The sequence below is a fragment of the Alteromonas sp. Cnat3-28 genome (assembly GCF_022348265.1).
In the GTDB taxonomy this organism is placed as follows: Bacteria; Pseudomonadota; Gammaproteobacteria; order Enterobacterales; family Alteromonadaceae; genus Alteromonas; species Alteromonas macleodii.
This window is the reverse complement of sequence record NZ_JAKREY010000023.1, coordinates 32,883-56,458: the sequence shown is the minus strand read 5'-3', so window position 1 is coordinate 56,458 and position 23,576 is coordinate 32,883. Positions and strand designations below refer to the sequence as shown.

Annotated in this window: 23 protein-coding genes; 15 read left to right on the top strand and 8 right to left on the bottom strand. The window is 42.7% G+C overall.

All coding sequences use genetic code 11. The features are described 5' to 3' along the window. A partial coding sequence (locus MHM87_RS17790) for a valyl-tRNA synthetase (RefSeq protein WP_081333992.1) occupies positions 1-86 on the bottom strand: 86 nt, incomplete at its 3' end. 1,276 nt (positions 87-1,362) lie between these two features. Here MHM87_RS17790 and MHM87_RS17785 point away from each other — a divergent pair. After that, positions 1,363-1,860: an Hsp20/alpha crystallin family protein gene (locus MHM87_RS17785; RefSeq protein ID WP_239260453.1), complete on the top strand. Its 498-nt coding sequence runs from the start codon at positions 1,363-1,365 to the stop codon at positions 1,858-1,860. Positions 1,861-1,900: 40 nt separating this feature from the next. Next, positions 1,901-3,274, top strand: coding sequence for a glucose-1-phosphate adenylyltransferase (glgC, locus tag MHM87_RS17780; protein ID WP_239260451.1), 1,374 nt, complete (start codon positions 1,901-1,903; stop codon positions 3,272-3,274). Between the two features lie 86 nt (positions 3,275-3,360). On the opposite strand, the gene MHM87_RS17775 is transcribed toward glgC, so the two are convergent. Next, complete coding sequence (locus MHM87_RS17775; protein ID WP_044556927.1) at positions 3,361-4,014, bottom strand: GNAT family N-acetyltransferase; 654 nt, start codon at positions 4,012-4,014, stop codon at positions 3,361-3,363. 221 nt (positions 4,015-4,235) lie between these two features. Continuing rightward, positions 4,236-4,601, bottom strand: a complete 366-nt coding sequence (locus MHM87_RS17770) for a DUF3192 domain-containing protein (protein WP_014997556.1) — start codon at positions 4,599-4,601, stop codon at positions 4,236-4,238. A 301-nt stretch (positions 4,602-4,902) separates the two neighbouring features. On the opposite strand from MHM87_RS17770, the gene MHM87_RS17765 reads away from it, so the two are divergent. Beyond that, positions 4,903-5,214: a hypothetical protein gene (locus tag MHM87_RS17765; protein WP_049585976.1), complete on the top strand. Its 312-nt coding sequence runs from the start codon at positions 4,903-4,905 to the stop codon at positions 5,212-5,214. A gap of 60 nt (positions 5,215-5,274) precedes the next feature. Here the strand turns inward: MHM87_RS17765 and syd are convergent, their stop codons facing one another. Then, complete coding sequence (gene syd, locus MHM87_RS17760; protein WP_156086041.1) at positions 5,275-5,817, bottom strand: SecY-interacting protein; 543 nt, start codon at positions 5,815-5,817, stop codon at positions 5,275-5,277. A gap of 146 nt (positions 5,818-5,963) precedes the next feature. Here syd and queF point away from each other — a divergent pair, with 146 nt between their 5' ends. From queF to MHM87_RS17725, 7 genes are all read left to right on the top strand, one after another. Beyond that, positions 5,964-6,824, top strand: coding sequence for an NADPH-dependent 7-cyano-7-deazaguanine reductase QueF (gene queF, locus MHM87_RS17755; protein ID WP_049585974.1), 861 nt, complete (start codon positions 5,964-5,966; stop codon positions 6,822-6,824). A 73-nt stretch (positions 6,825-6,897) separates the two neighbouring features. Continuing rightward, a complete protein-coding gene (locus MHM87_RS17750; RefSeq protein ID WP_239260449.1) occupies positions 6,898-8,454 on the top strand; it encodes a GGDEF domain-containing protein in 1,557 nt (518 codons plus the stop codon). A 10-nt stretch (positions 8,455-8,464) separates the two neighbouring features. Continuing rightward, positions 8,465-9,829 (top strand): nucleotide 5'-monophosphate nucleosidase PpnN, encoded by a 1,365-nt coding sequence (ppnN, locus tag MHM87_RS17745; protein WP_049585972.1) that lies wholly within the window; start codon positions 8,465-8,467, stop codon positions 9,827-9,829. 199 nt (positions 9,830-10,028) lie between these two features. Next, positions 10,029-10,403 (top strand): DUF3192 domain-containing protein, encoded by a 375-nt coding sequence (locus MHM87_RS17740; protein WP_014948536.1) that lies wholly within the window; start codon positions 10,029-10,031, stop codon positions 10,401-10,403. Positions 10,404-10,414: 11 nt separating this feature from the next. Next, positions 10,415-12,025 carry a histidine kinase gene (locus MHM87_RS17735; RefSeq protein WP_239260447.1) on the top strand — a complete coding sequence of 537 codons (1,611 nt, stop codon included), beginning with the start codon at positions 10,415-10,417 and terminating at the stop codon, positions 12,023-12,025. 230 nt (positions 12,026-12,255) lie between these two features. Then, positions 12,256-13,263, top strand: a complete 1,008-nt coding sequence (locus MHM87_RS17730; RefSeq protein WP_014948534.1) for an isocitrate dehydrogenase — start codon at positions 12,256-12,258, stop codon at positions 13,261-13,263. A gap of 329 nt (positions 13,264-13,592) precedes the next feature. After that, complete coding sequence (locus MHM87_RS17725) at positions 13,593-13,907, top strand: helix-hairpin-helix domain-containing protein (RefSeq protein ID WP_061484972.1); 315 nt, start codon at positions 13,593-13,595, stop codon at positions 13,905-13,907. A 145-nt stretch (positions 13,908-14,052) separates the two neighbouring features. Here the strand turns inward: MHM87_RS17725 and galU are convergent, their stop codons facing one another. The 4 genes from galU to wecA all read right to left on the bottom strand — a co-directional run bounded on the left by galU (position 14,053) and on the right by wecA (position 18,164). Beyond that, positions 14,053-14,946, bottom strand: a complete 894-nt coding sequence (gene galU / locus MHM87_RS17720) for a UTP--glucose-1-phosphate uridylyltransferase GalU (protein ID WP_239260445.1) — start codon at positions 14,944-14,946, stop codon at positions 14,053-14,055. A gap of 261 nt (positions 14,947-15,207) precedes the next feature. Then, positions 15,208-16,104: a glycosyltransferase family 2 protein gene (locus tag MHM87_RS17715; protein WP_239260443.1), complete on the bottom strand. Its 897-nt coding sequence runs from the start codon at positions 16,102-16,104 to the stop codon at positions 15,208-15,210. After that, entirely contained in the window at positions 16,101-16,988 is an 888-nt protein-coding gene (locus MHM87_RS17710) for a glycosyltransferase (RefSeq protein WP_101563627.1), read from the bottom strand. The genes MHM87_RS17715 and MHM87_RS17710 overlap by 4 nt, the downstream gene beginning before the upstream one ends. A 114-nt stretch (positions 16,989-17,102) precedes the next feature. Further along, positions 17,103-18,164, bottom strand: coding sequence for a UDP-N-acetylglucosamine--undecaprenyl-phosphate N-acetylglucosaminephosphotransferase (gene wecA / locus MHM87_RS17705; RefSeq protein WP_239260441.1), 1,062 nt, complete (start codon positions 18,162-18,164; stop codon positions 17,103-17,105). 562 nt (positions 18,165-18,726) lie between these two features. On the opposite strand from wecA, the gene MHM87_RS17700 reads away from it, so the two are divergent. Genes MHM87_RS17700 through MHM87_RS17680 form a run of 5 tightly spaced genes read left to right on the top strand, consistent with a single transcriptional unit; the run spans position 18,727 to position 23,546 of the window. Beyond that, positions 18,727-19,125 carry a hypothetical protein gene (locus MHM87_RS17700; protein ID WP_239260439.1) on the top strand — a complete coding sequence of 133 codons (399 nt, stop codon included), beginning with the start codon at positions 18,727-18,729 and terminating at the stop codon, positions 19,123-19,125. Positions 19,126-19,129: 4 nt separating this feature from the next. After that, entirely contained in the window at positions 19,130-20,962 is a 1,833-nt protein-coding gene (locus MHM87_RS17695; protein ID WP_239260437.1) for a polysaccharide biosynthesis/export family protein, read from the top strand. Positions 20,963-20,964: 2 nt separating this feature from the next. Further along, positions 20,965-21,744 (top strand): ABC transporter permease, encoded by a 780-nt coding sequence (locus tag MHM87_RS17690; protein ID WP_239260435.1) that lies wholly within the window; start codon positions 20,965-20,967, stop codon positions 21,742-21,744. Continuing rightward, a complete protein-coding gene (locus tag MHM87_RS17685) occupies positions 21,741-22,415 on the top strand; it encodes an ABC transporter ATP-binding protein (protein ID WP_039230569.1) in 675 nt (224 codons plus the stop codon). Before MHM87_RS17690 ends, MHM87_RS17685 begins: the two co-directional genes overlap by 4 nt. A gap of 12 nt (positions 22,416-22,427) precedes the next feature. Beyond that, positions 22,428-23,546: a capsule biosynthesis protein gene (locus tag MHM87_RS17680; RefSeq protein ID WP_239260433.1), complete on the top strand. Its 1,119-nt coding sequence runs from the start codon at positions 22,428-22,430 to the stop codon at positions 23,544-23,546. Positions 23,547-23,576: the final 30 nt, after the last annotated feature.

Here is a 23,576-nt window from a genome sequence, read left to right as displayed (position 1 = left end):
TCTACACGCTCAACTACACCCAATTTAAAAGCTAAGGTGTAATCACGCTGTGTACGCTTAGGTCTTTGATTACTTGAAGTTGTCATAAAGAAATCCTCTTTATGTCAACGTATTTCAGGACGGGACAACAACGCAAAAAAAGGGGAACCTAGCGGCTCCCCTTTTTCCTGGAATTTTGAGTATCCTTCTCCGCGATCCTTTGCGACTAAAATCTTCCCGATTAAAATCCGTATACGCCCCTTTCCATCTACTCTCGCGCCTTCCTGTGCGAGCTACACTTCCATGCGTAGGTCCCTTTCCTTTTTTCCTAAATTACTGCACATCCTACATGCAGTGTTCCTCATCCTGAGGCTGTCCTTGTCAGGCTCCGCTGACGATCCCTTCCTTCGTTCCATTTTTCGCTGCACATCCTGCTACAGCTTTGCTAATCCTTTAGCATGTCCTTCTTTCATCCTTGGTTTGCTCGTCCATGCAAACTAGAAATTCCTTGATGGCTCTCCTGCCGTTGGCTCCTTGCCTCTAGCTCCTTGCTAGCTTTAGTCCCTTTATCCCTGCAACGTCCTGTTTGTGATGTCCTATCACGTTTCTCGTCCTTGAATTCCTTTATTCCCTATCAAATCCGTTTTCAACGTCCGTTTAATGCAGCATCCTATCTGCTTTCTCTTCCCTTTACTCACTGCCTTGTGAGAGTCTCATCCTTAAGTTGTCCTAACTTATTCCGTTGATGATTCCTTACTCAATCCGTGACTCGTCGTGTTTCCTTGTGACATGTTCATAGTATCCCTTCCAATTATTACCGCCATATTGAATTACAGGGATTTAAGAAAGTTTTTTGTACGACTTTCGACTACTTTTAAAAATATGCAATAGAATCAAAGACTTTATACTTTAGTATAATTTTTTCTTTCAGAATTTAGGTAAGATCACTCACAGCGTTTGTGGGAAATGTCTTACAAGCGAATGAGGCAAAAATGCATTTTTGTAAATATGCTAGGAAACGAGAGGACAACCAAGAAAGCGTTAACAAAGTTTACCTACATCTTGAGTTACTTTGAAAGCTAAGCTTGTGACTACAAGTTTAATGGACGGTACTTTTCCTCAATGGCATAGCAATGCAGACGACATATTAGTTATAAGCATATAAGAGCGAATATCTAATCGTGCTCCGTTTACGCTTGTCTAAAGCGCGGTGAAAATTTGCAATACCTTTTCCACTATCGATTAAAAAATAAACTATTCTTATATTGACTGGGATCAATATCATTAGCGATTAAATCTTGTTAACTATTAGCAGCTGATAAGTCAAAGCTTAGGTAGTTCGGCTCACCATAATCTACTTATTATTGCGATAGGAGACTTATTATGAGTAATTTACCCATAACTAATCGTTCCAGTGACAGTAAATCAAACAGCTTCTTGTCTAGCTTCTTTGGACAAAAGGCCCTTGATAACTTCTTTCAAGATTTTTCTAGTCATTTTCCCTTTTCAAAAGAGTCCTCCGGTCTTATAGACACCAAACTAGATTTCGTTACGCCCAAGGTCGATATTGTTGAGCGTAAAAAAAGCTATGAATTGACTGCGGAATTACCGGGGTTAGAGAGTAAGGACATAAAACTATCGCTGTCAGACGACATTCTCACTATAAGCGGGGAGAAGAAGTATGAAAGCGATGAAGATAAAGAAGACAACATACACGTGATGGAACGTAGTTACGGCAGTTTTCAGCGTAGTTTCAGGTTACCTGTGAGCGTAGAGCAAGATGCTATTAACGCAAATTTTAAGAAAGGAGTACTCAAGATACTTCTTCCTAAATCGGCTAAAACACAGGAATTACAGCGTAAGATTGAGATAACAGACTAGATACAAATAGCGCCAGGGACGGCTGAATTCGGAGCCTGATATGAATGCTGAAACAGATATTTACCAGATAATGAAAGATACCTTAGTTTTAGTCTTGGCCGGTGGCCAGGGCTCAAGGTTGAAAGAATTAACCAAAATGCGCGCTAAGCCTGTACTAGAGTTTGGGAGCCACTGTCGTATTATAGATTTTCCATTATCGAACTGTGTTAATTCAGGTCTAAAGCAAATTGCCGTGCTGACTCAGTATAAGTCACAGTGTTTAATTCGCCATTTGATGCAGCATTGGAGCCCGTTGAACAACAGCTTTGGCGGTCGATTGGATATTTTAGCGGCATCACAACAACGGTCTGAAAGCTGGTATCAGGGAACGGCAGACGCGTGCTATCAGAACATGGGTTATATTAAGTCGGTGGCTCCGAAAAACGTTTTGATTCTTTCAGGAGATCATGTCTATAACATGGACTACCGTAAACTCTTAACTACCCATGTGAAGAGTAATGCTGAAATGACAGTGTCATGCATCGAAGTGCCTACTGAGTTAGCCGTGAATCAGTTGGGGGTGTTAAAGGTTGATTGCAATAGTCAAATTACCGCATTTGATGAGAAGCCCCGCGTTCCCCATGCACTGGTCGATGCTCCTGACTATTGTTTGGCTTCCATGGGTAATTATGTAGTTAACGCTGATGTATTGTTCAAATTACTCACCGAAGATGCTGGCTCGCTTAACTCTGAGCATGATTTCGGCAAAGACGTCATACCTTCAATTATTGCTCAGCATCGAGTTTTCGCTCATCGCTTTCGTAGCCCCAATGGTGCGCAAATTCCCTATTGGCGAGATGTGGGCACCTTGGACAGCTATTGGCAAGCTCATATGGACTTGCTGAATAACTCAAGTTTATTAAACCTATCCGATCCCACGTGGCCTATTTGGGGAAGCTCTTTTTCACGGGCGCCCACCGAAATTACTAATGGTAGCCACTCGACCTGCTGTGAACTTAAACAAGTATTAGTGGGTTCAGGCTGTAAGTTAAACAGTTGCTCTGTGAGTCAGTCAGTTTTGTCATCAAATGTTAGTATTGGCACAGGGTCAATAATAGATAAAAGCGTGTTGCTACCCGAGGTAAATGTAGGCAGTGAAGCCAGGTTAGCTAATGTAATTGTTGATAAAGGGGTAAACATCCCGCCTAACTTCGTAATTGCTGATACCGCTATAGCAAAACAACAAGGCTTCACAGTTACCCGAGAAGGTGTCATTTTAGTCACTCAAAAAGTTATCGATCGAATCAACGGCTCGTTAGCGGATATCGATAATATACAAAGATTTATGAAATCGAGTTATACCGGCCCTTTACCGGCGAGAATTGTAACTCCGAAAAGTCACGAGTTCCGCGATTACGTACTGTCCGAAAGGTAAACAGTGTTTTGTTTAATGCGTTCAATTCTGAACGCATTAAATTAGAACCCATTTTAGAACCTCAGTATAGGTGTCCTGGCAATATACTAGTTTTGTTTTTTCCTAAACATTATATCGCCGTCTATATGTGACAAATGAAGTTGACTAACGATTTGATAATTGTCGTCGTTAAAGAAGTGACGATGGGAAGGCACGGTGACAAAAACCGCGATGCCTTCGCTTTTGGCGTCTTCTTCTACAACGCTGTCAATTGCACCTAATAAAATATGTCCAAGACCATGGTGCTGATAATCAGGATGTACTGCGATAAAGCTCAACATATGGAAATTGTCGGCGGGTACTAAGGCGCGTACTTTTTCTTCTTTTTCTAACATTTGCTTAGTACCAAATAATCCGGCCGTCAAAAGCATTCGCAATCTCCAATGCCAGTAACGTCCTGAACCAAATGCCGCATCGGGTGCGGTTAAACACGCCACAGCGATAAGCCTGTCGTCATCAAACAGACCTATCATGGGTTGTTCTGCAACCCAGAATGCGTTGAGTTCTTCGCGAATCGCGGAACGAAGGCGGCTTTCATAGCCTTCTTTCTCTGCTTGAAAAATGTCGATGAAAAGGGGGTCGTCTACGTATGCATTGTAAAGAATGGAGGCAGCAACTTTCAGGTCATCAACAGATAAGTAGATAGCTTTAACCGTATCTTGCAAGGGGGCTATTGCGTTATTAATCGCATCGGTATTCATCAGGGGCTCCTTGTACGCAAAGTTGTTAGTTGCAAATGCCCATTCAAATAAGATGGGCAAGGTGGATAAAAATGCGGCCGCATTTAACATTGCGCCAACCACCTCACAAGCTGTTCAAACTTTAGCCTACTCGAAAACCCCTCACATGTTAACTTTTTATTAACATTTAAAAGTAAAGATAAATTCTGCTTTTATATTTAGTCACTAAAATTGAAGCGTGTTTAGTGCATCAAGCTATAGGCGCTGTCACCCCAACCTACCAAATTGCCGTTTCTGAAAACTAATGGGGTGCACTCGTCTTTTGTAGTTATACCGTCGCCCATTGTTTTTTGAGTACGGTAGTAAAGTACGCGATAAGTGCCGTCTTGCTTTTCGAACAATTCGTTAAAGTCAGCAACACCCATTTTTCTCAGCACAGTTTCGTAGCTTGTCCCTGTCTCAAGATTCGCAATGTGTTTGCGATTATTAAACTCTCTATCTTCCCAATCGGCACCATAGTGACTATCTGACCCTCCACCTACAGATACCACACAGCCTGAAAGTAAAACTGAAGATGCTAAAGCTAAAGAAAGAAGAACCGTTTTCATGTGTATTCCTTAAATTATGTGTGTTGTTTTTATTTGATACTACGTCTACTTTGTGAACCGACACTGAATAGACATAAATACGCGAGAAAAGTAACCATTGTATGCACAAGTGATAACGTAATTTAGGACTGAATAAACAAGAATAAGGCCAAAATATAAGATACTGATATTTATATAAATTATAGTTTCACCAGTATTGAACTCTTAAAAAAAAGTAGTGAGATAAGTAACTTATTAGTGAAATTGACTATACACACAAGCTACACTGCTAACTTTGACGACATTGAATCATTTTCGAATTATGAGTAATTCTAATTTACAGCAGCTCCATATTTTATGCCTTCAAATGCATAAAGAAGGTAAAACACCGTCGGTGGGGATTTTACGTGCTAGGGCTCCTTTTAAAGTATCGGTAACCGAAGCCATTGAGGCAATTAAGCGATTTAACGCGCATAAACCTAAATTAGATGTGCCAAGCGAAAAAGAAGACTCGCAACAAAATTCAACTAATAGCGCGGGGCAAGTTAGTAGTCTGCAAGCACGAGTAGAGACGTTAGAAAAAGAAGTGGCAGAACTAAAACGTGTGCTAAATGAGGTAATTAGCGCAAAGTAGTAATGACTTTTGCCGGCAGGCTACTTTATACCTGCCAGACAATGTAATTAAATAAACAGCTTACATAGTGGGCGTAAGTTGCTCCAAAAATGCCGCAAGAGACGGAGCAAGAATTTGAGAAGGCTCTTTACCTACCTGCTCGAGTGCAACTTCACCGCTTTCATTGACAACCGTTAAGATAAAATCTTCTTCATCAGTCAACCCAAAGAACAACGTTGGCGCTTGCCCCAGCCTCTGCTTCATTAGCAAATGGCCAATCAAGTTCTGTTGTAGTCGCTCAAAGTCTTCGCTATTGAAAACTTGTAGAAGCTCGCAGCGACCTTGAGGGGCGGCAGCCCTTAAATTATCGCTGTAGTAACGAGTGAAGTATTCACAGTATTCTGGATTTAGCTTTAGCGATAGCGCCTCTTCAACGTTATTGAAAGACTGCGGGGGCGACTGCAGTGTTGGTGTCCATCTAACAAACTCCCCATCTTGCGCCGTCTTTTCATAGCACGGCGAGGGCCACTCGCTATCATATACGATCTTTAACCCTTCTCCCTTGGTGTGTTCGACATAAGATGATACAAATTTATCTAATTGTGCGGAAATTGTTAGAGCCATTATGACGTTACCTGCGTATTTTTGGGGTACACTATACAACTAAACAGTTAAGTCAATACTGGGGTTGTTTCGACTATACTGCACGACATTAGTTCGCCACTGCAGTTCTCTTATTCAAACCCCACGTAGATGGATAAAAGGTTCACATGTCGACTGACAATTCACCTCAAAAAATTACTATCACTGCACCTGATGACCTCTCTTTGGGTAAACAGGTTGACTACGAATTTGAATATAACCCCGGCTTGTTGCAAGGCGTCCCGCGCAGTTTAAGCCGCGACACATTGGATCTCGCTAACTCTAGTCTACCTTTCGACGGTATAGATACCTGGACTGGATACGAACTTTCTTGGCTTAATTTAAAAGGTAAGCCCAATGTTGCTATTTTAGAATGCCATGTCCCTATCACCTCAGAAAACTTAATTGAATCAAAATCATTTAAGCTCTATTTAAATAGCTTCAATCAGACAAAGTTTGCCTCGGCAGAGGACGTACGACAGGTGCTACAGGCTGATTTATCAGCATGTGCAGGCGAGACTGTTGAGGTAAAGCTAATTCTTCCCGAGCAGTTTACCTCTTTGCAATTTAAAGAATTTGAAGGGACATTGTTAGATAGTCTTGATGTAGAAATCGAACAATACTCCCCCAACACCCAGTTTTTAGCTCTGGCTAAGAGTGGTGCAGAAGTAAAAGAGACGCTTATTTCCCACTTACTTAAATCTAATTGTTTAATCACAAGTCAGCCAGATTGGGCTAGTATTCAAATTAGGTATGAAGGAAAAGCTATTGAACATGAAGGGCTTTTGAAATATCTGATTAGCTTTAGGCAACACAATGAGTTCCATGAGCAGTGTGTTGAGCGCATCTACAACGACATAATGCAACATTGTCAGCCAGATAAGTTAACGGTGTGCGCTCGTTATACACGAAGAGGCGGTTTAGACATCAACCCCTTCCGTTCGAATTATGAAGCGCCTTATGCCAATCATCGTCAAGCACGTCAGTAATATTACGGTGAAGTACACCCCTAAAGCTAACACAGCCGCGGCGGTAACAGTGAATTAGAACTAAGACGAGATTATGGAAGCAAAACAACTACAAACTTTAAAACAAAATAATGCGCTTCTTTGCCAGTTTATTGTGAAGCTCTCAGCATTTTACGAGGGCTTCTCCGATAAAATAGATACTGAACTCAAGGTATTGCGTGGCCATCTATCTGGCACACCAAATTTCAGCCTAGCGGCGGTCAGTATTGAAAAGCTTAATAAATCTCTACAGCACCAAGAAATAACTCTGAGAAAATACAGCGTTGATACTGTATCTTCGCTAGAAGATGCGATGAAACAGCTGCAGAAAATTGTTTTTCAAGACAGTGAGTTGAAAGGGCTGACAACACAAGAGTTGATTAAATTGAATCAGCCTGTGGGCGATATATTTAGTATTTATAAACTATACGCAAAAGCCATTGCCCTTCACCGCATTGCACTTAACAAGAAAATGGTAGGCCTCGAACCAACCGGGTCGGTTGAAGCGCCATCGAACAAGCAAGAAAATTCGACCACTCGCTCGCTTAAAGATGACAATCCTCACTACCGCTCTATATTAGTTGAACTTAATCATTTGATTACTTCATACGCGCAGAAAAAACCGAATGATCCTCAGCTCAATGACATAAAGCAACGTCTCGATGACGGCATGGATGAAGACCAGTTACTGAAAAGCTGCGTTGTAATTTTGCGGATGATTGTGCAAGACGCCATGTCAGAGGCTAGCCTGACAGGGAAAGTCATTCAGAGCCTACACCGTTCGCTAGGTGAAGTAAGCAACGATGTAAACAATACCATTCAGGGGAGTCAAGCCCAATTCGAGCAACGCCAAGCGGGCAATGAACAGCTTAAGCGTGAGATTAGCCACATAGAAGAAGCTGTATCAGAAAGCAGCTCCTTAGAAGCCCTTAAAGAGCAGACCCAGTTTCGGGTTGAAAAGCTTGTAAGCACCTTAAGCGAGCAGCAAAGCAACGATCAGCAAGGCCAAGAAGCGCTAATGGCATTGCTGTCTTCAATGCAGTCGCGCATAGATACGCTTCAGCAACAAACCAGCGTTTATAAAAAGAAACTCGCCGAGCAAGCAATGCAGAGTCGAACCGATCCGCTAACACGCCTTCCTAATAGACAAGCATATAACGAAAAATTAGACGCAGCGTATGCTCACTTTAAATCTAGTGGGGATACTCTGGCAGTTGCCGTTGTTGATATTGATCATTTTAAATCGATCAACGATAGGTTTGGTCACGCTGCAGGAGACAAAACTCTGCAAGTGGTGAGCAAGTTTCTGAAACAAAGCCTGTCAGAAAATGATTTTGTTGCCAGATGGGGGGGAGAAGAGTTCGTTACGCTGCTGCCTAACACGCAGATGGCAGATATTGATAAAAAGCTTAATGAAGTTAGAACAAAGCTCGCTGCTATGCCGTTCAAATTTAAGCAAGAAAAAGTAAAAATTACCGCTTCTTTCGGCGCAACCTGTTTCGGTGAAAATGATACTACAGAAACGGTTTTCGAGCGCGCCGATGAATACCTTTATAAAGCGAAACGTAACGGCCGCAATCTCGTAGTCACTGATTTAAGCACTGACTTATAGGAAGTAAAGTATGAAGAAAGTGCAGCTTAACCCTGTTGGCTGGATGAGCCAACTGTCGCAAGTAGAAGTTTCTCGCCTTCAAGATGCCACTAATAGCGAGCTTTTCGCTATGTTCAGAAACTGCTGCCTTGCTGTATTGAACAGCGGCGTTGATGAAGACAATTTCGAAGCGCTATTCGCCCCCTATGAGAATTTTGAAATTAAGCTCATACGTCGTGAACGAGGCGTAAAAATTGAGCTCGTCAATCCGCCCGAGGTAGCGTTCGTAGATGAGCAACTCGTACGTGGTGTACACGAACATCTTTTCGCTGTACTGCGCGACTTGCTTTACATGGGTAATAAGTATGCATTTCTTCACCAAACCGCACCGGCGGAAGGTAACGACATTACCGATATGGTTTTTGACATGCTACGCCATGCCAAAGCACTTGAGGGTAACGACGGCGTAAACACTATTGTTTGCTGGGGTGGCCACTCTATAAATCAGGTTGAGTATAAATACACTAAAGAAGTAGGCTATCAACTTGGCTTACGTGATATGAATATTTGTACCGGATGCGGCCCTGGGGCAATGAAAGGCCCAATGAAAGGCGCTACCATTGGTCATGCTAAGCAGCGCCATAAAACCGGGCGTTACATTGGTATATCAGAGCCGAGTATCATTGCTGCTGAGCCACCGAATGCCATAGTAAACGAGCTCATTATCATGCCGGATATCGAAAAACGCCTAGAAGCGTTCGTTAGATTGGGCCATGGTATCGTCGTGTTCCCAGGAGGTGTTGGTACAGCAGAAGAACTGCTTTACCTGCTTGGCATCTTGATGAATGAACGAAATGCACAGCAGCCCTTCCCTTTTATATTGACTGGCCCTGCTGGTAGCGAAGAGTATTTCGAGGCTATTGACGCCTTTGTCGGTGCAACGCTTGGTTCACAAGCGCAATCAAAATATCAAATTATTGTGAACGACCCGGAAGAAGTTGCCCGCACTATGAAGAAGCAGCTTGAAAAAGTGAAGCAGTTTAGAGGTGCCATGGGTGACGCTTTTAGCTTCAACTGGTCGTTAAAGATAGAGCAAGATTTTCAACAACCCTTCATTCCAACTCATGAAAGCATGGCTGCACTTCAGCTTCATTTGGATCAAAGCAAAAGTGACCTTGCCGCTAATTTGCGAAAAGCGTTTTCGGGTATTGTCGCAGGAAACGTTAAAGCAGAGGGTATTGCCCAAATTAAAAAACATGGTCCGTTTGAACTTACTGGTGACAGTGCACTGATGGAAAAAGTCGATACGCTGCTAGAATCCTTTGTAAAACAGCACCGAATGAAGCTCCCGGGGACGGCATATGAACCGTGTTACGTTGTGAAGAATGAAAAATAAGGTAATGAATAACCGATAACCGTGATAAGACGCATTTGCTTACGTTTACTACTTATGCTTGGCAGACGTTTTGCGTTACACTACTAAAGAGTATTGTTTTACGCATTAAAGCATCAAGCTTTCTCTCAACGTGATGGAAATGCGTCCCACTCGTGATTAACACTAACATTAAAGTAAAGAAAAACGAGAAGTAACGGTCATGAATACCAAGGTTATTCGTCTAATTTTAGCTGGCATCGCCCTTTATGCGGTGTTTGTTTTTATGGTTATCGCGTTCTATCCCGATAAGCCAGAAAATATGGATTGGAAAGACCGTGAAGAATATAACCGTGTGCAAATTACCAAGTTGAAGTTGGGCAGTACAAGAGAAGAGGTTTTGGCTTTGTTAGGCTCACCTGACATTACAGAAGCTAAGCGACAAGGAGCAACGGCGATACAGGTTATGTTTTTCAGGACACAACATGTGCGCGCTGACGGCTTAACCACGCAAGATGAATGTACACCGTTACTTTTTGAAAACGACAAACTTATTGCATGGGGTGAAGGGGCTTACTCCAGTTACCAAAAAAGTTAGAAGGATGGGGAGTGAGCGACATCATTTCCACGCTTAAACGCCTGGTTCAGTTAGGTAACACTGAACTTTCTGTCGAGCAGCGTATAAACCATTGGTTGAAAATCGCTAAACGGATCCTGACCTTAGTAAACGCCAATCCAGCGCTTGCTGCAGCAACGTTACACATCGATAATGACCTTCCCAAAGATACTCAACATCTTTTATTATTGGCGCTGTTTGGCAAGCTTTGCCGATTAAACGACCACTATTTACAACATGTGCTTGCGTCTTTACTCGCATCCCTCTGGCTTTCAAGTAAAGGAACACCAAGCGACCAAACGGCCAATATCATTCGCTTTTTGCGTAAACACAATCTCTCGATTTGGCTGGATATCATTAAACTTCAAAAAGCATTTCGGTCAGACAAGCCCATTAACTACGTTGCAGACATTCGGCTTAATATGGTTCAAAGGCTTTGTCTCCTAGCAAATGTTTTCGCTACTAAAACAAAAAAAGCAGATTATCGTGAGGTTTTCACTCAGATCGTTTTACGCCTTCCAGCACATCATCGTCACCTTATTGCACCACTTATCAACCTATTTAATGGTGTGCTACCTGGCGCAAAGGTTTACGCAAACGGCGTACCGGGCGCGCTAGTCGACATTCAGCAAAATCACGGCTACGTATTTATGCTTAGTCAAGACGATGAAGATGGAAAGTGGCTGCCTCTATCGTCAATACGCTCTCCCATTTCACTAACAATGCCGTTTGAGCACTTTGTTGCTCTTTACACTGATACCGCCACTGCGAGAGTAAATCATGGCGGCACACCATTTTTACCTTCTACATTCGCAATTCAGCATCCCCCTAAAGCTCTTATAACTATTATCGATGAGCTGCAAAAGCGCGATGTAGATATTGAACAACTTTGCGAAAAAATTGAAAGCGTGCCCACGTTTAATCACTTTTTGATGCACACTGCGAGTCAGGACAACCGTCTTCAGCTTCCGGTTAAAAGCATTAAACAGGCGGTTTTGACCTACGGCATTGAACGTGTGGGTGACATGCTTATTCAATTTGCTCTGTTAGAACGGCTAACGCAAAACCAATTTCCACTGATGGGCATGTGCAAGCAATTAACTTTATTGGCTTGTTCATTTGCAAGCTATTTCGCACAACTCGCCGATTCGAAGTTTTCGCCGCAATCTGCCGCATTGACTATGACCTTTGTTTGTACTCCCTTGTTCACGCTACCAGGGTTTAAAGTGTCACGAGCATTACCCGTCGACCTCAGCAAAGCTGTGTCCATTAATAGCGCATTCAAGGTCAAATCTGACACGCCTTGGCTAGCAATCGCTTCTGAACTTGCTGGAAGTTGGCATCAAAGCTCGACGTGGCGTGCCGTTATACACCAATGCAGTAAAGTAAGTACGGACGTTCCTAAATCACTTCAAAAGGAACAAGCAATTCTGGTGTTGAGCTTCGCTCTCGCCAAAGCGTGCTTATTTAATCAGGATATTTATTCATTACTTCAGGATATCAATATCAAAACACTTTTAAATATCCTAGGTATTCGACGAGATGATGTGGTAAACGCGCTAGACGCTAATGGGTCACTTTTGTTCTGTCCGCTCGCGCAGTAACGCCATTTACTCCTAAACATCGTACTCGGCTATTTAATTAATCTTTACGAATGGCTATAACTTGCGCCAGGTATCGTATAAAATACGGCAACTTTTGCAGTGCTTAACCCTTTTTCCCTACATTTTCCATTATAATAAGTAAGCAGGCAGAAATTGGCTCATAAACGCCAAGCTACAAATTGAATAAACCTAACGATTTTGACAACAGAATTACCAGAGGATCCCTCCACATGACTCAGCAACGTATTACAGTCATTCGCGGTGACGGCATTGGCCCGGACATTATCGATGCAACCACAAAAATTTTAGATAAGGTTGGCTGTGACTTTGCCTATGACTATGCCGATGCTGGCCTAGTCGCACTGGAAGAACATGGCGAGCTTCTACCTCAAGAAACTTTAGACCTAATCGCAAAAAACAAAGTTGCGCTTAAAGGTCCTTTAACGACCCCCGTTGGTGAAGGTTTTACTTCAATCAACGTTAGTCTTCGCAAGCAGTTCAAACTGTACGCAAACCTTCGTCCTGTGATGTCATTCAAAGGCACAAAAGCACGTTACGAAGACATCGATATCATTACCGTTCGTGAAAACACGCAAGGTATGTACTCTGGTCTTGGCCAAGTTGTATCAGAAGACGGTAACGAAGCTGAAGCAATGAGTAAGATCACTCGTGACGGCGCTGAAAAAATCGTTGTTTTTGCTTATGAATTAGCGCGCCGTGAAGGTCGTAAGAAAGTAACAGCTGTTCACAAAGCTAACATCCTTAAGTCAACATCAGGTCTTTTCCTTAAAGTAGCCCGTGAAGTTGGTGAGCGTTATCCTGACATCGAGTCAGCTGAAATGATCGTTGATAACTGCTGTATGCAGCTTGTGATGAACCCGCATCAGTTTGACGTTATCGTTACGACTAACCTTTTCGGTGACATTCTATCTGACCTATGTGCTGGTCTTGTTGGTGGTCTTGGTATGGCACCAGGTGCAAACATCGGTGAAGATTGTGCAATCTTCGAAGCCGTTCACGGTTCTGCACCAGACATTGCTGGTAAGAACTTAGCTAACCCGACGTCAGTAATCTTGGCAGCAGCGCAAATGCTTGAGTACCTAAACATGGGCGATAAAGCAGAGAAAATTCGCGCAGCACTAAAAGACGTTATCGAGTCTGGCGATCGCACAACACGTGACCTTGGTGGTGAAGCAGGTACAACCGAGTTCACTCAGGCGCTTCTTGACCGCCTATAAGCGTTTGAGCTTACACCTTTCAATTATTTCAAAACGGGCTTAATAGCCCGTTTTTTTATGCCTCTATTAATCACTCCCCTGCTTTAAACTGTACTAAAACTGGACTACCGCTTTTCTCGTTCACCTTTATTATTTCCTTTGTACACGTTGAAGTGTGCTGAGCTTTGTAACTTGGTCACAACAGAAGACAGGAAATTTTTAAAGAGGCCTGCTCCGCTTGCATCTAGGTTACAAAAGTCAGCGCGCTTTGGTACATGACTTAAACCATTTACTTAAATATTGCGCCGATAACGCTTTATGGCGCGCTTAGCAACATACAAGGAAAGATGATGAAAAAATTAATCTCAGGTTTACTCGTACTATCTGCACTAGCCATTCAAACGCCAGCGGTTCACGCTCAACCAGCGGATAGTGGAAATGCGCAAGCTAATGAAGGTACAAGCCAACAACAACGTATCGATTTAAACTCGGCGACCGTAGAGCAATTAATTACCCTACCCGGCGTTGGACAATCTAAAGCGAAAGCTATTATTAAATATCGTGAAGAAGTAGGCCCATTTCTTGAGGTCGCACAATTAACTCAAGTGAAAGGTATCGGTGAAAAGATGCTTAATAAAATTGAAGGCTATGTACAGGTAAGATAGAAGGACTAAAGCGAATAGGCGGTACGCTGGCTCCACACACAAAAAATGCGCCGCAAGGGCGCATTTTTAATCGTTTAAAGCTATTTAATTGCCTTAGGCCTGCTGTTCTTTCATCTACACTAAAGATCAACAAGCCCTAGTAAGACTATTTAACAACAGAAGCTAAGTATTCTTTAAATTCGTCGCCTAACGATGGGTGACGTAACGCATATTCAACGTTAGCTTTCATGTAACCCAACTTACTACCGCAATCGTGACTCTTACCTTTCATGTAGTAAGCATCAACTTGTTCAAGTTTCATCAATGCATCAATAGCATCAGTAAGCTGAACTTCACCACCGGCTCCTGGAGGCGTGAACTCTAACAGATCCCAGATTTTTTCTGACAGAACGTATCGGCCTACAACGGCAAGGTCAGAAGGTGCTTCGTCGCGAGGCGGCTTCTCAACCATTTTGTGAATCTTCGCTGACTCACCTGGCGCAATTGCCGCGCCGTCTAGGTCTGCGATACCAAATTTAGAGATATCTTCGTCTGGAACCTGCTCAACCATGACCTGGCTTACTCGGCTGGTGTTAAATTTGGCAACCATGTCTGCAAGGTTATCCTTCTTAGGATTACTTGCTGCATCATCAATAATGACGTCAGGTAGTACTACCGCAAATGGCGCATCGCCAATCAGAGGTCGAGCACAAAGTACTGCGTGACCAAGTCCATTCGCAACGCCTTGACGAATATGCATGATAGTTACATCTTTTGGACAGATTGACTGAACTTCTTCTAACAGTTGGCGTTTTACACGCTTTTCTAGTGTGGCTTCTAGCTCAAAAGAGGTATCAAAGTGGTTTTCAATACTGTTTTTACTCGCGTGCGTTACTAGGATAATTTCTTTTAGTCCTGCAGCAACACATTCACTTACCACGTATTGGATCAATGGCTTATCAACCACTGGCAACATCTCTTTTGGAATAGCTTTCGTTGCTGGGAGCATTCTCGTCCCAAGGCCCGCTACAGGGATTACCGCTTTTCTAACCTGACTCATAGTTAATATCCTTTTTTAAAATCCTAAATACACGCCTAAGTCGACTTTCAGCCGTTTGTTATTCCTTAAGCTGAGATATATTCACTGTTGTTCGCAAGACTAATGCAATCGATGTTCCAATTACCTTTTTAGAGCGTCTGTGTATTGAAAATGGGCAAAACAGCTCAAAACCACCGATAAAAGCACAAAATTAGGGATAAATAATATCTAATGCACCACGATAGTGAAAGTTTTTATGCTTTATCCTTCCTTTCCTACACATCAAGTGTCGCTTTTTTTCACACTACTTTTTGGAATTAATGCATGCTCTATGGGGCCGGTTTTGCGTTTTAATCCATCTTTGAGTCCTGCCCACATGAAAGCGCCTCGCATTTTGCCTTGCTCAAAGCAATATCTGTTTACAAGATACCTCAGAGGTATTGCACAAACATGACGAAGTTTCCAATAAAGAGGTACGTAATGGCGGCGTGCTAAAATGAGTACGTTGCGAAACTGATAGTAGAGCCTTATCGGTGCGCCCTGCTTGAATGTCACACCGCAAACTTTCACTCTATCATCGCCTTGTCGATGAGGCATACATGCACTGAGCGACTGATAGATAACCATGCCCTTGGCTCGAGCACGCCAGCACCATTCGTGATCAACGCCATCGATAAAGAGCTCATTTTCTTTTTCACCCACGCGTTCAAAAGCACGTTTGGAAATTAACATGCCTGAGGCAATGATTTGCTTTACTGTTTTTAACTTTTCGGAAACCTGCTTCCCTTTTTGCAGAACACCCTGATCGACACACTCTGAAAATTGGCAATAGATCGAAGGGCCTATGGCTGCAATTGGGGAACGTTGCTCAAGGTCTTGGAATTGCCTCACTAACTCAACAGCAATATCGGGAGAGAACAAGCTATCTTGATCAAGCAAAAAGGCGTAGTCGCTTCCCTCATTAAAGAGCACTTTCAAGCCGACATTCTGAGCGTGAGCGATACCAATATTTGAGGGGTAATGAAGATAAGTAACATCAGTTGTTAAAAGAGCCTGCTGAGGACTTGGAGAATTATCAACTAAGATGACGTTCCAGTCAGGGGCACAAAACGCATCGATGAGACTACGCACGTGCTCAACATCAGGATTAAATAGTATAACAACAACGCCGACGCTCAATGTTTACCAAACCTTTCCAGTAAATGTCTATCAAGTTTATAGGCAAGTTTAACCACTTTTCCAGGCATTAACCTCAATGCTAAAACACCACAAGCGTAAAAAAAGTTATAGGGTGAAAGTTGCTTTAATTTACGTATGGCATATAAACGTGCTCTGAACTCGTTGAGCGACTTACTTAAACCTCGACGTTTATAAAAGTTATTAACTCGTCTGAACTTCAAAAGTCGATCTTTTAAGTTCCTAAAGATATACCCCTTAGACGCTAAGTTTATCCAGAAAAAATAGTCTTGTGTGTTTAACAAGTCACTGTCGTAACGATGCCCATCATTAAATACATTGTAACGAATAACTACTGTTGGATGGTTTAGCGAGCATCGTCTCGGCAAGATACGAACGATCTGCCTGTGCGAAGCGGGCATTACTCGCGCGCCAACTTTAACACCACTTTCGTTAACTTCTGTTAGCGCTGATCCTAATACAGAAATATTGCTGTGCTTTTTGAGGTAGGTGATTTGACGTAGAAGGCGGTTTTCTTCAGAAATATCATCCGCATCCATTCTTATGAAAAACGATGGGTTAAATTGCATACCGAACTCAGCAACTGAGTTCATGCTACTTGCTAGTCCCACATTGTGACTATTCGACGCTATTATTACCCTGTCGTCTTTACTTACTACATCCTCTAGTACGCGAGTGATTTTTTGAGGTACAGGTCCGTCGGCGACAATAACGAAAAGAAAATCTGTGTAAGACTGCTCAGTCATGCTTTCAATGGCTTCGCGAAGCCACTTCGCATTGTCAGCTTGGTAAACCGCCATAGCAATTATCGATTCGACATGCTGTTTTTTATTGTTATTTTGAAGAATAGAGAATTGATTTATCAAGAAATTTTACCAACGTAAAAAAGTAACAAAGAAAATAAAAGCGCCTTAATTGTGCGCTTTTATTTGTTGGCATGTTACAGAGATTTTACTAAGCCTGCCACGATTTTACTCAAACTATGCGGTTAATCGCTTCACAAAGCGCAGTACACTCCAAATATGTTGGATAACAAGACTGTACACGACGAGTAGCCCAATAAAGCCCCAGAACATGACGGCTTCAGCTACCTGATAGACTTCTCCTAATATACCGATTAAGCAATAACATGCTCCGAGCAAAAGGATAGCAACAAGTGACTTTCTACTGCTAAGCCCTGCACGCATAAAGATATTGTGAAGGTGCTGACGGTCAGGTTTGAGCATTGATTGCCCCTTCCGTGCACGGCGATACATGATCGCGGCCATGTCCATTAATGGAAGGCCGACTAACCACACCGCAGTAATGGGCCTAAATGCGGCAGCTTCACCTTGAGTGTGATCAACAAGCAACCAAACGATAGTGAGCCCAACGAACATACTGCCAGCATCACCCATAAATATCTTATTGCCTTTAAACCCTTTCCAACTCAAATTAAAAGCAAGAAACGGAACAATAGCTGCAACGATGATAAGCGGCTCCATGATGGAGGCTCCGTTACCAGTAAAGATCAAAAAGCCCGCAACTGTTAATAGAATAACAAGGCTCATACCGCCGGCTAATCCATCAATACCGTCTATCATGTTAAACGCATTGATGACACCGACCACACAAATGATCGTAAAGAAATACCCACCTAGGTCGAGAAATACCTCACCTGTTCCGAAGATATTACCCAGAGATGTAATATAGTTTTGCGCGCTCCATGCCATGATCGCTGCAACACCAAATTGGCACATAAGGCGGCCTTTGGCACTGAGATCAAAGCGGTCGTCTAGCATACCAAGTAACACAACAAACGCCGATGCGGTAAAAAACAAGGGCTCGTTCTTCATCCAAACGTCAGTAACAACGCTGGCAACAAGGACGGCCATAAAAATAGCCACGCCACCTGTAAGAGGTACAATTCCGGCGTGACGTTTTCGCGCTGATGGTTGGTCAACTAAACCAAATTGATGCGCTAAAGGCGTCATGACCACCAAAAGGATAAGGGCGACGAAAAATGCAGTAAAAAGCGGGACAAACTGCAAGTAAGCTAGCATAAAACACACAACCTCGCGTTACCGACAAAAACACAGCTATTTGTAGTAGTTTCTGTCAATACACATGCAAATCTTGATAAAAAACTAAATGTTGCTTCCATTTATTTACAACTTCCATTTCTTCCAGCGTGATGAGGGCATCTTGTTATGAGTATGCGGATAGAAAACTTCGATATAATATAAAACATTTGTCTAAGTAACCACCCTTCATGCATAAATAACGTATCAAAACGTGTCAAAAACTCATTTGTTGCGAGAATAACCTTAATCACCGCTAAAAAGAGAACCTGTTGTGCGTCTTCTCGCCGCCTCTCTCGAACTATCTCAGCTTCTTTTGTAACGATAGAAAAACTTCTTTATTCCTTTAACCTGTTAACTTACTCGTCTATTTCCAGTCTTTGCAATGCCAAAAACATATCGAGTTACACTATTGATATGAACTTGTCTTCTATATTGCGGTCTTGGTGAAGACTCAGACAATTCAGCAACTGCGATAGCGAACATGCTTTTTTTAAAACTTATGTTATCCTAGCGCGAAATTGCTATATGGATATGAAAGCTAATGTTCAAACAATTATCTCGTCTAATTTTACCTATCGTAGTTACGGTAGGCGTAGCTGGGTGTTCTAACACTCCTACAGCCACTAAGGCTGACATTCCTTTGGTGCATTCTTCTCTTGCTTATTCCCTCGCACCGGACAGAGAGCTTGCAATAAATATTCCAAAAGCCAACATTTATCATGATACGCAGGAATCATTTTCAATACGCTTCAATGGCCACCAATACGAGTCCTTGAAGCACTATATATCCGCCACAGGCAATAAATGTATCCGATTTTCTTTACAAGACGGTGAAACAGCGTCTTCTGATATTCAGCGTAAAATGACGACATGTCAGCGAAACGGTCAATGGCGAGTTATTACTCCCTTAGTAGCTTCGGCAACAGTGCAAGGTGAATAGATAAATGCAGTCAACCAGCATCAAAAAAACTTTAAAGCGCCTGACGCTAGCGGCTTGTGCAACGTCACTTCTTTTCGCTTATGTGGGCACTGCAAGCGCGCAAAGCATGGAACAATTGCAGCAATTAAGAGAAAGAGCTCAGCAGAGCCAGAGTAGCGGCATTGCTAATCAGTCCGTATCGCCACTGAGTATTTCAACCCAGCGAACGCTTCCAGGCGCTAGCGGTTCTGCGAATGCCATGGGACAGTTTTCAACCCAGCCTCGTAATGGCGTAAACTTACCTGGCGAGCCAACTATTGATACTGTTTTTCCTGCGCAAGCGCCTATGGAAAACCCACCTTTTGCAGCCAACTTATTTATTGGTGGATTTGAGTCAGAACGCAGCACAGGTCTTAATGATAACTATCTCGTTGCACCGGGCGATAAAATTTCAATATGGCTGTGGGGGGCGGTTAACTTTTCTGACGTAGTAACCGTTGATAATCAAGGCAATATTTTTATTCCTAACATTGGTCCTATCCGTGTTGCAAATACACCTGCTGGCAGTGTAAATCAAACCGTTACTGCAAAAATCAGACAGGTTTATACAAACGATGTAAATGTTTACGTTAACCTTCTTACATCAACGCCCGTGTCAATTTTCGTTTCTGGCCCGGTGCTAAGACCTGGTCAATATGCAGGCCTCGCCTCAGATAGCGTGCTGTATTACCTAAAACGCGCTGGTGGTATTGATTTTCAGCGCGGAAGTTTTAGGCAGATAGACGTAGTGCGCAATGGTAAAGTAGTCGCTACTGCCGATTTATATGCATTTTTCAGAAATGGTAAGTTGCCTCAGATGTCGTTTAAAGATGGCGATACCATATTAGTGCACCCAATTGGCAACACTATTGTCGTTGAAACAGGCGCTCGAAATAGCTTCACCTTTGAGTTTCTTAACGAAGAATTGAACGGCGGCGTGGTGAATTACTTTGCGCGACCAGGTGAGTTTTCCTCCCATGCTTCGGTATCTGGTATTCGAAATAACAAACAGTTCGCTCGCTACTTGAGTTTGGATGAATTTGCTTCACTTGAACTAAGTGCAGGCGACACGGTTGAATACCTTGCTGACCACGAGCCCCAAATCTATCGCATTAATGTGGCTGGCGCATTTGCTGGCGCATCTCAGATTATGGTTGATAAAGGCACACGCCTTATCGATGTACTAGATCACATCGAAGCAGATACAGCCCTTTCTGATACCCAGAATATTTATCTGTTAAGAGAAAGTGTTGCTGTAAAGCAAAAAGAAATCATCGAAGAAGGTCTTCAGCGTCTTGAGCGGAGCATTTATACCGCTCCCATTAGCTCGACGGGTGAAGGAGCCATCCGTGCCCAAGAAGCTCAGCTTGTCGCTGACTTTATCGCACGTGCTCGCCAAATTGAGCCTCAAGGCAGAGTCGTAGTTTCTGAAAATGGTGATATCGCAAATATTCTGCTAGAACCGAATGACACTATTGTCATCCCAGAGGTAACTGACTTAGTGCACGTAGGTGGTGAAGTGTTACTTCCTCAGTCAGTAGTCTTTAACCCAGAAGCCACGACTGAAGATTATGTTGCTTGGGCGGGCGGTTTCACTGAACGTGCTGAAGACGAACGAATCCTTATTGTTCGTAAAAATGGTAATGTTACCTTTACCAGCATCAACAGCTCATTCCTAGCAAGCAACGATAGTAAGTTAGAACCAGGTGATCAGATCATCGTATTGCCTGCTATCGATACCAAGCTATTGCAAGCGGTTAAAGACATTACTCAGATTGTTTATCAAATTGCTATTGCAGCTAACGTCGCTACTAACTAAACATGGTAACTTTTAAAGATCAGCTCTATGCATGGAGAGGCGTGATATTCGCGCTTTTCCTGCGAGAGCTTCAAAGTAAATTTAACGATAAGTTTGGGTTGGGATGGGCATTCCTTGAACCTTTTACGTTCATATTTTTAATGTCATATCTACGGGGTTTGATAAGCGGGAGCGTTATACATTCTATACCTCTTTTTCTTTTCATGATGATTGGAATGGTGGGCTTGCAGTCTTTGACATCATGTTTGCAATCAGTTTCCACTGCAATTCGAAGAAATAAGCCGCTATACGCATTTCGCCAGGTTCAACCAATTTCTTCAGTACTCACTGCAGGCTTTCTAGAGTTCTCGATCAAAGTTTTAGTAGTAATACTTTTAATTGCGGCGCTATATTTGATGGGCGAAACATTTACCGTGAACGACCCACTGCTATTAATTTCTCTATTTCTTTTGTTATGGGTTTTCTCAATATCTGTCGGTCTCATATTTGCGATTGGGGCAGCTTTTATTCCAGAGGTAGACAAGATTAAATCTGTACTTACTCGTCCACTAATGTTTATTTCGTGCGTATTTTTCAGTCTACAAGACCTTCCTGAGGAATATTGGCCGTACCTTACGTGGAATCCATTAGTACATTTTAATGAGCTTGCTCGTTATGCATGCTTTGAATCTTATGGCACTAAGGGCGTATCACTGACTTTCCTTTACGAAGTAACAATAATCTCATTGTTTCTTAGCCTTGCGATGTACCACATTACGTGGAAGAAGGTGTTGTCACGATGATAAGAATTGAGAATCTAACAAAGAGTTACCCCAGTAAAATGGGCCCTCAATATATTTTCAAAAATTTGAATTTTGATTTTCCTACGGAAAACAACGTCGCAATTTTGGGTAAAAATGGCGCGGGTAAGTCGACTCTTTTCCGTATGCTAGCAAAAAGCGAATACCCTGACAGAGGCCGAGTTTTAACGAATAAATCCATGTCGTGGCCGGTTGCCCTTCAAACAGGTGTACACCCGCAAATGACAGGGCGAGAAAATACGCGTTTTGTGGGCCGAATTAACAACGTCAAATCGCTTCCAGAATACGAAGAGCGAGTGCAAGAATTTGCCGAACTCGGCGCACGCTTCGACCTTCCCGTGCGCACATACTCCTCAGGTATGCGCGCCAAACTCGTGTTTGCGTGCTGTATGAATATCAATTTTGATATTTACCTTATCGATGAGGCAACCTCAGTAGGCGATCCGCTGTTTAGAAAAAAAGCGCGTTTATCGCTAAAAGAAAAAAGTGAACAAGCGGGCGTTATTATGGTTAGCCATGAACTTGACCAAATCCGCGAGTTCTGTACGTCTGCCGTTATCATAGATGAAGGCAAACTTACTTATTATCACGATCTCGAAGAAGGCATCGACGTTTATACGCAGGATGCAGACAATAAGAAATCACTTAAATAGGTTCAAATCACAGTGGAAAAATCTCTTACACAGCTCAATGCCCTTCTCAGCAAACACAAAATGCTGTTGCTTGTACTTCCATGGGTGCTTTACGCCCTATATCTTTTTTTATGGGCTGCACCTCAATACGAAAGTAAAAGTCAGTTAATTGTAAAATCTAGCGATGGCGGCAGCAGTTTCGACCCCTCATCTCTCTTGATGGCAGCTGGTGTTTCTGGTGCATCCGGCGGCACGGAAAGTCAGCTTGTAGAAGCGTATATTCAGTCTGCAGATATGATTAAGTATCTCGATGAGACTATTGGCCTTCGAGATCATTACATGTCAGACAAAGCCGATTTGTTTAGTGGCCTGTCATCGTCACACAAGCAAGAGGACTTTTATCAGTTTTATCTGAACCATATTGAAGTTAGCGTGGACTCGGCATCTTCTGTAATTAGTTTGCGAACCCGCGCGTTCGACGCTGAATATGCGCAAATAATTAACCAAGCTATTGTTGATAAAGCGGAAGAGTTTATTAATAACATCAATAACAACTTGGCTAAATCAAAGCTTACGTTTGCTAAGGGTGAACACGAGATTGTTGAACAAAAGCTACAACAAGCAAAGACTGAAATTTTAGGCTTCCAATCCAAATACAACGTGCTCGACCCTACTGCTGAAGGTGCAGCGTTTCAGCAAATCGCTTTTTCATTGGAAGCGACCCTTGCCCAGAAAAAAGCTGAACTAAGCACAATGTCGACCATGATGTCTAACGTCGCACCAGAAGTGATAAACATTAAGCGTGAAATAGCTGCACTACAAAAAGAAGTAGAAAAGCAAAAAGAGCGTATCAGTACCGCTGAAGGAGAAAGTGAAGCCCTGTCAGTCAGTGAATTAATGGCGCAATACAGTAACCTTCAGGTTCAGCTTCAATTGGCCATTCAAGCGTACTCTTCATCGCTGATTACACTAGAAAATGCGCGAGTCGAGGCATATCAAAAACTACAACACTTGGTAACTGTAGAATCACCTACCCTTCCAGATGATAATGCTTACCCCACGGTTATCTATAACCTTGTTCTTTTTGGTGTGTCATTGCTGCTTATTTACGGAATAGTACGAATTGTAGTAGCTACTATCCGCGAGCTTTAGTGCCTCCATCTGTTTAGCAAGCCAACAGTT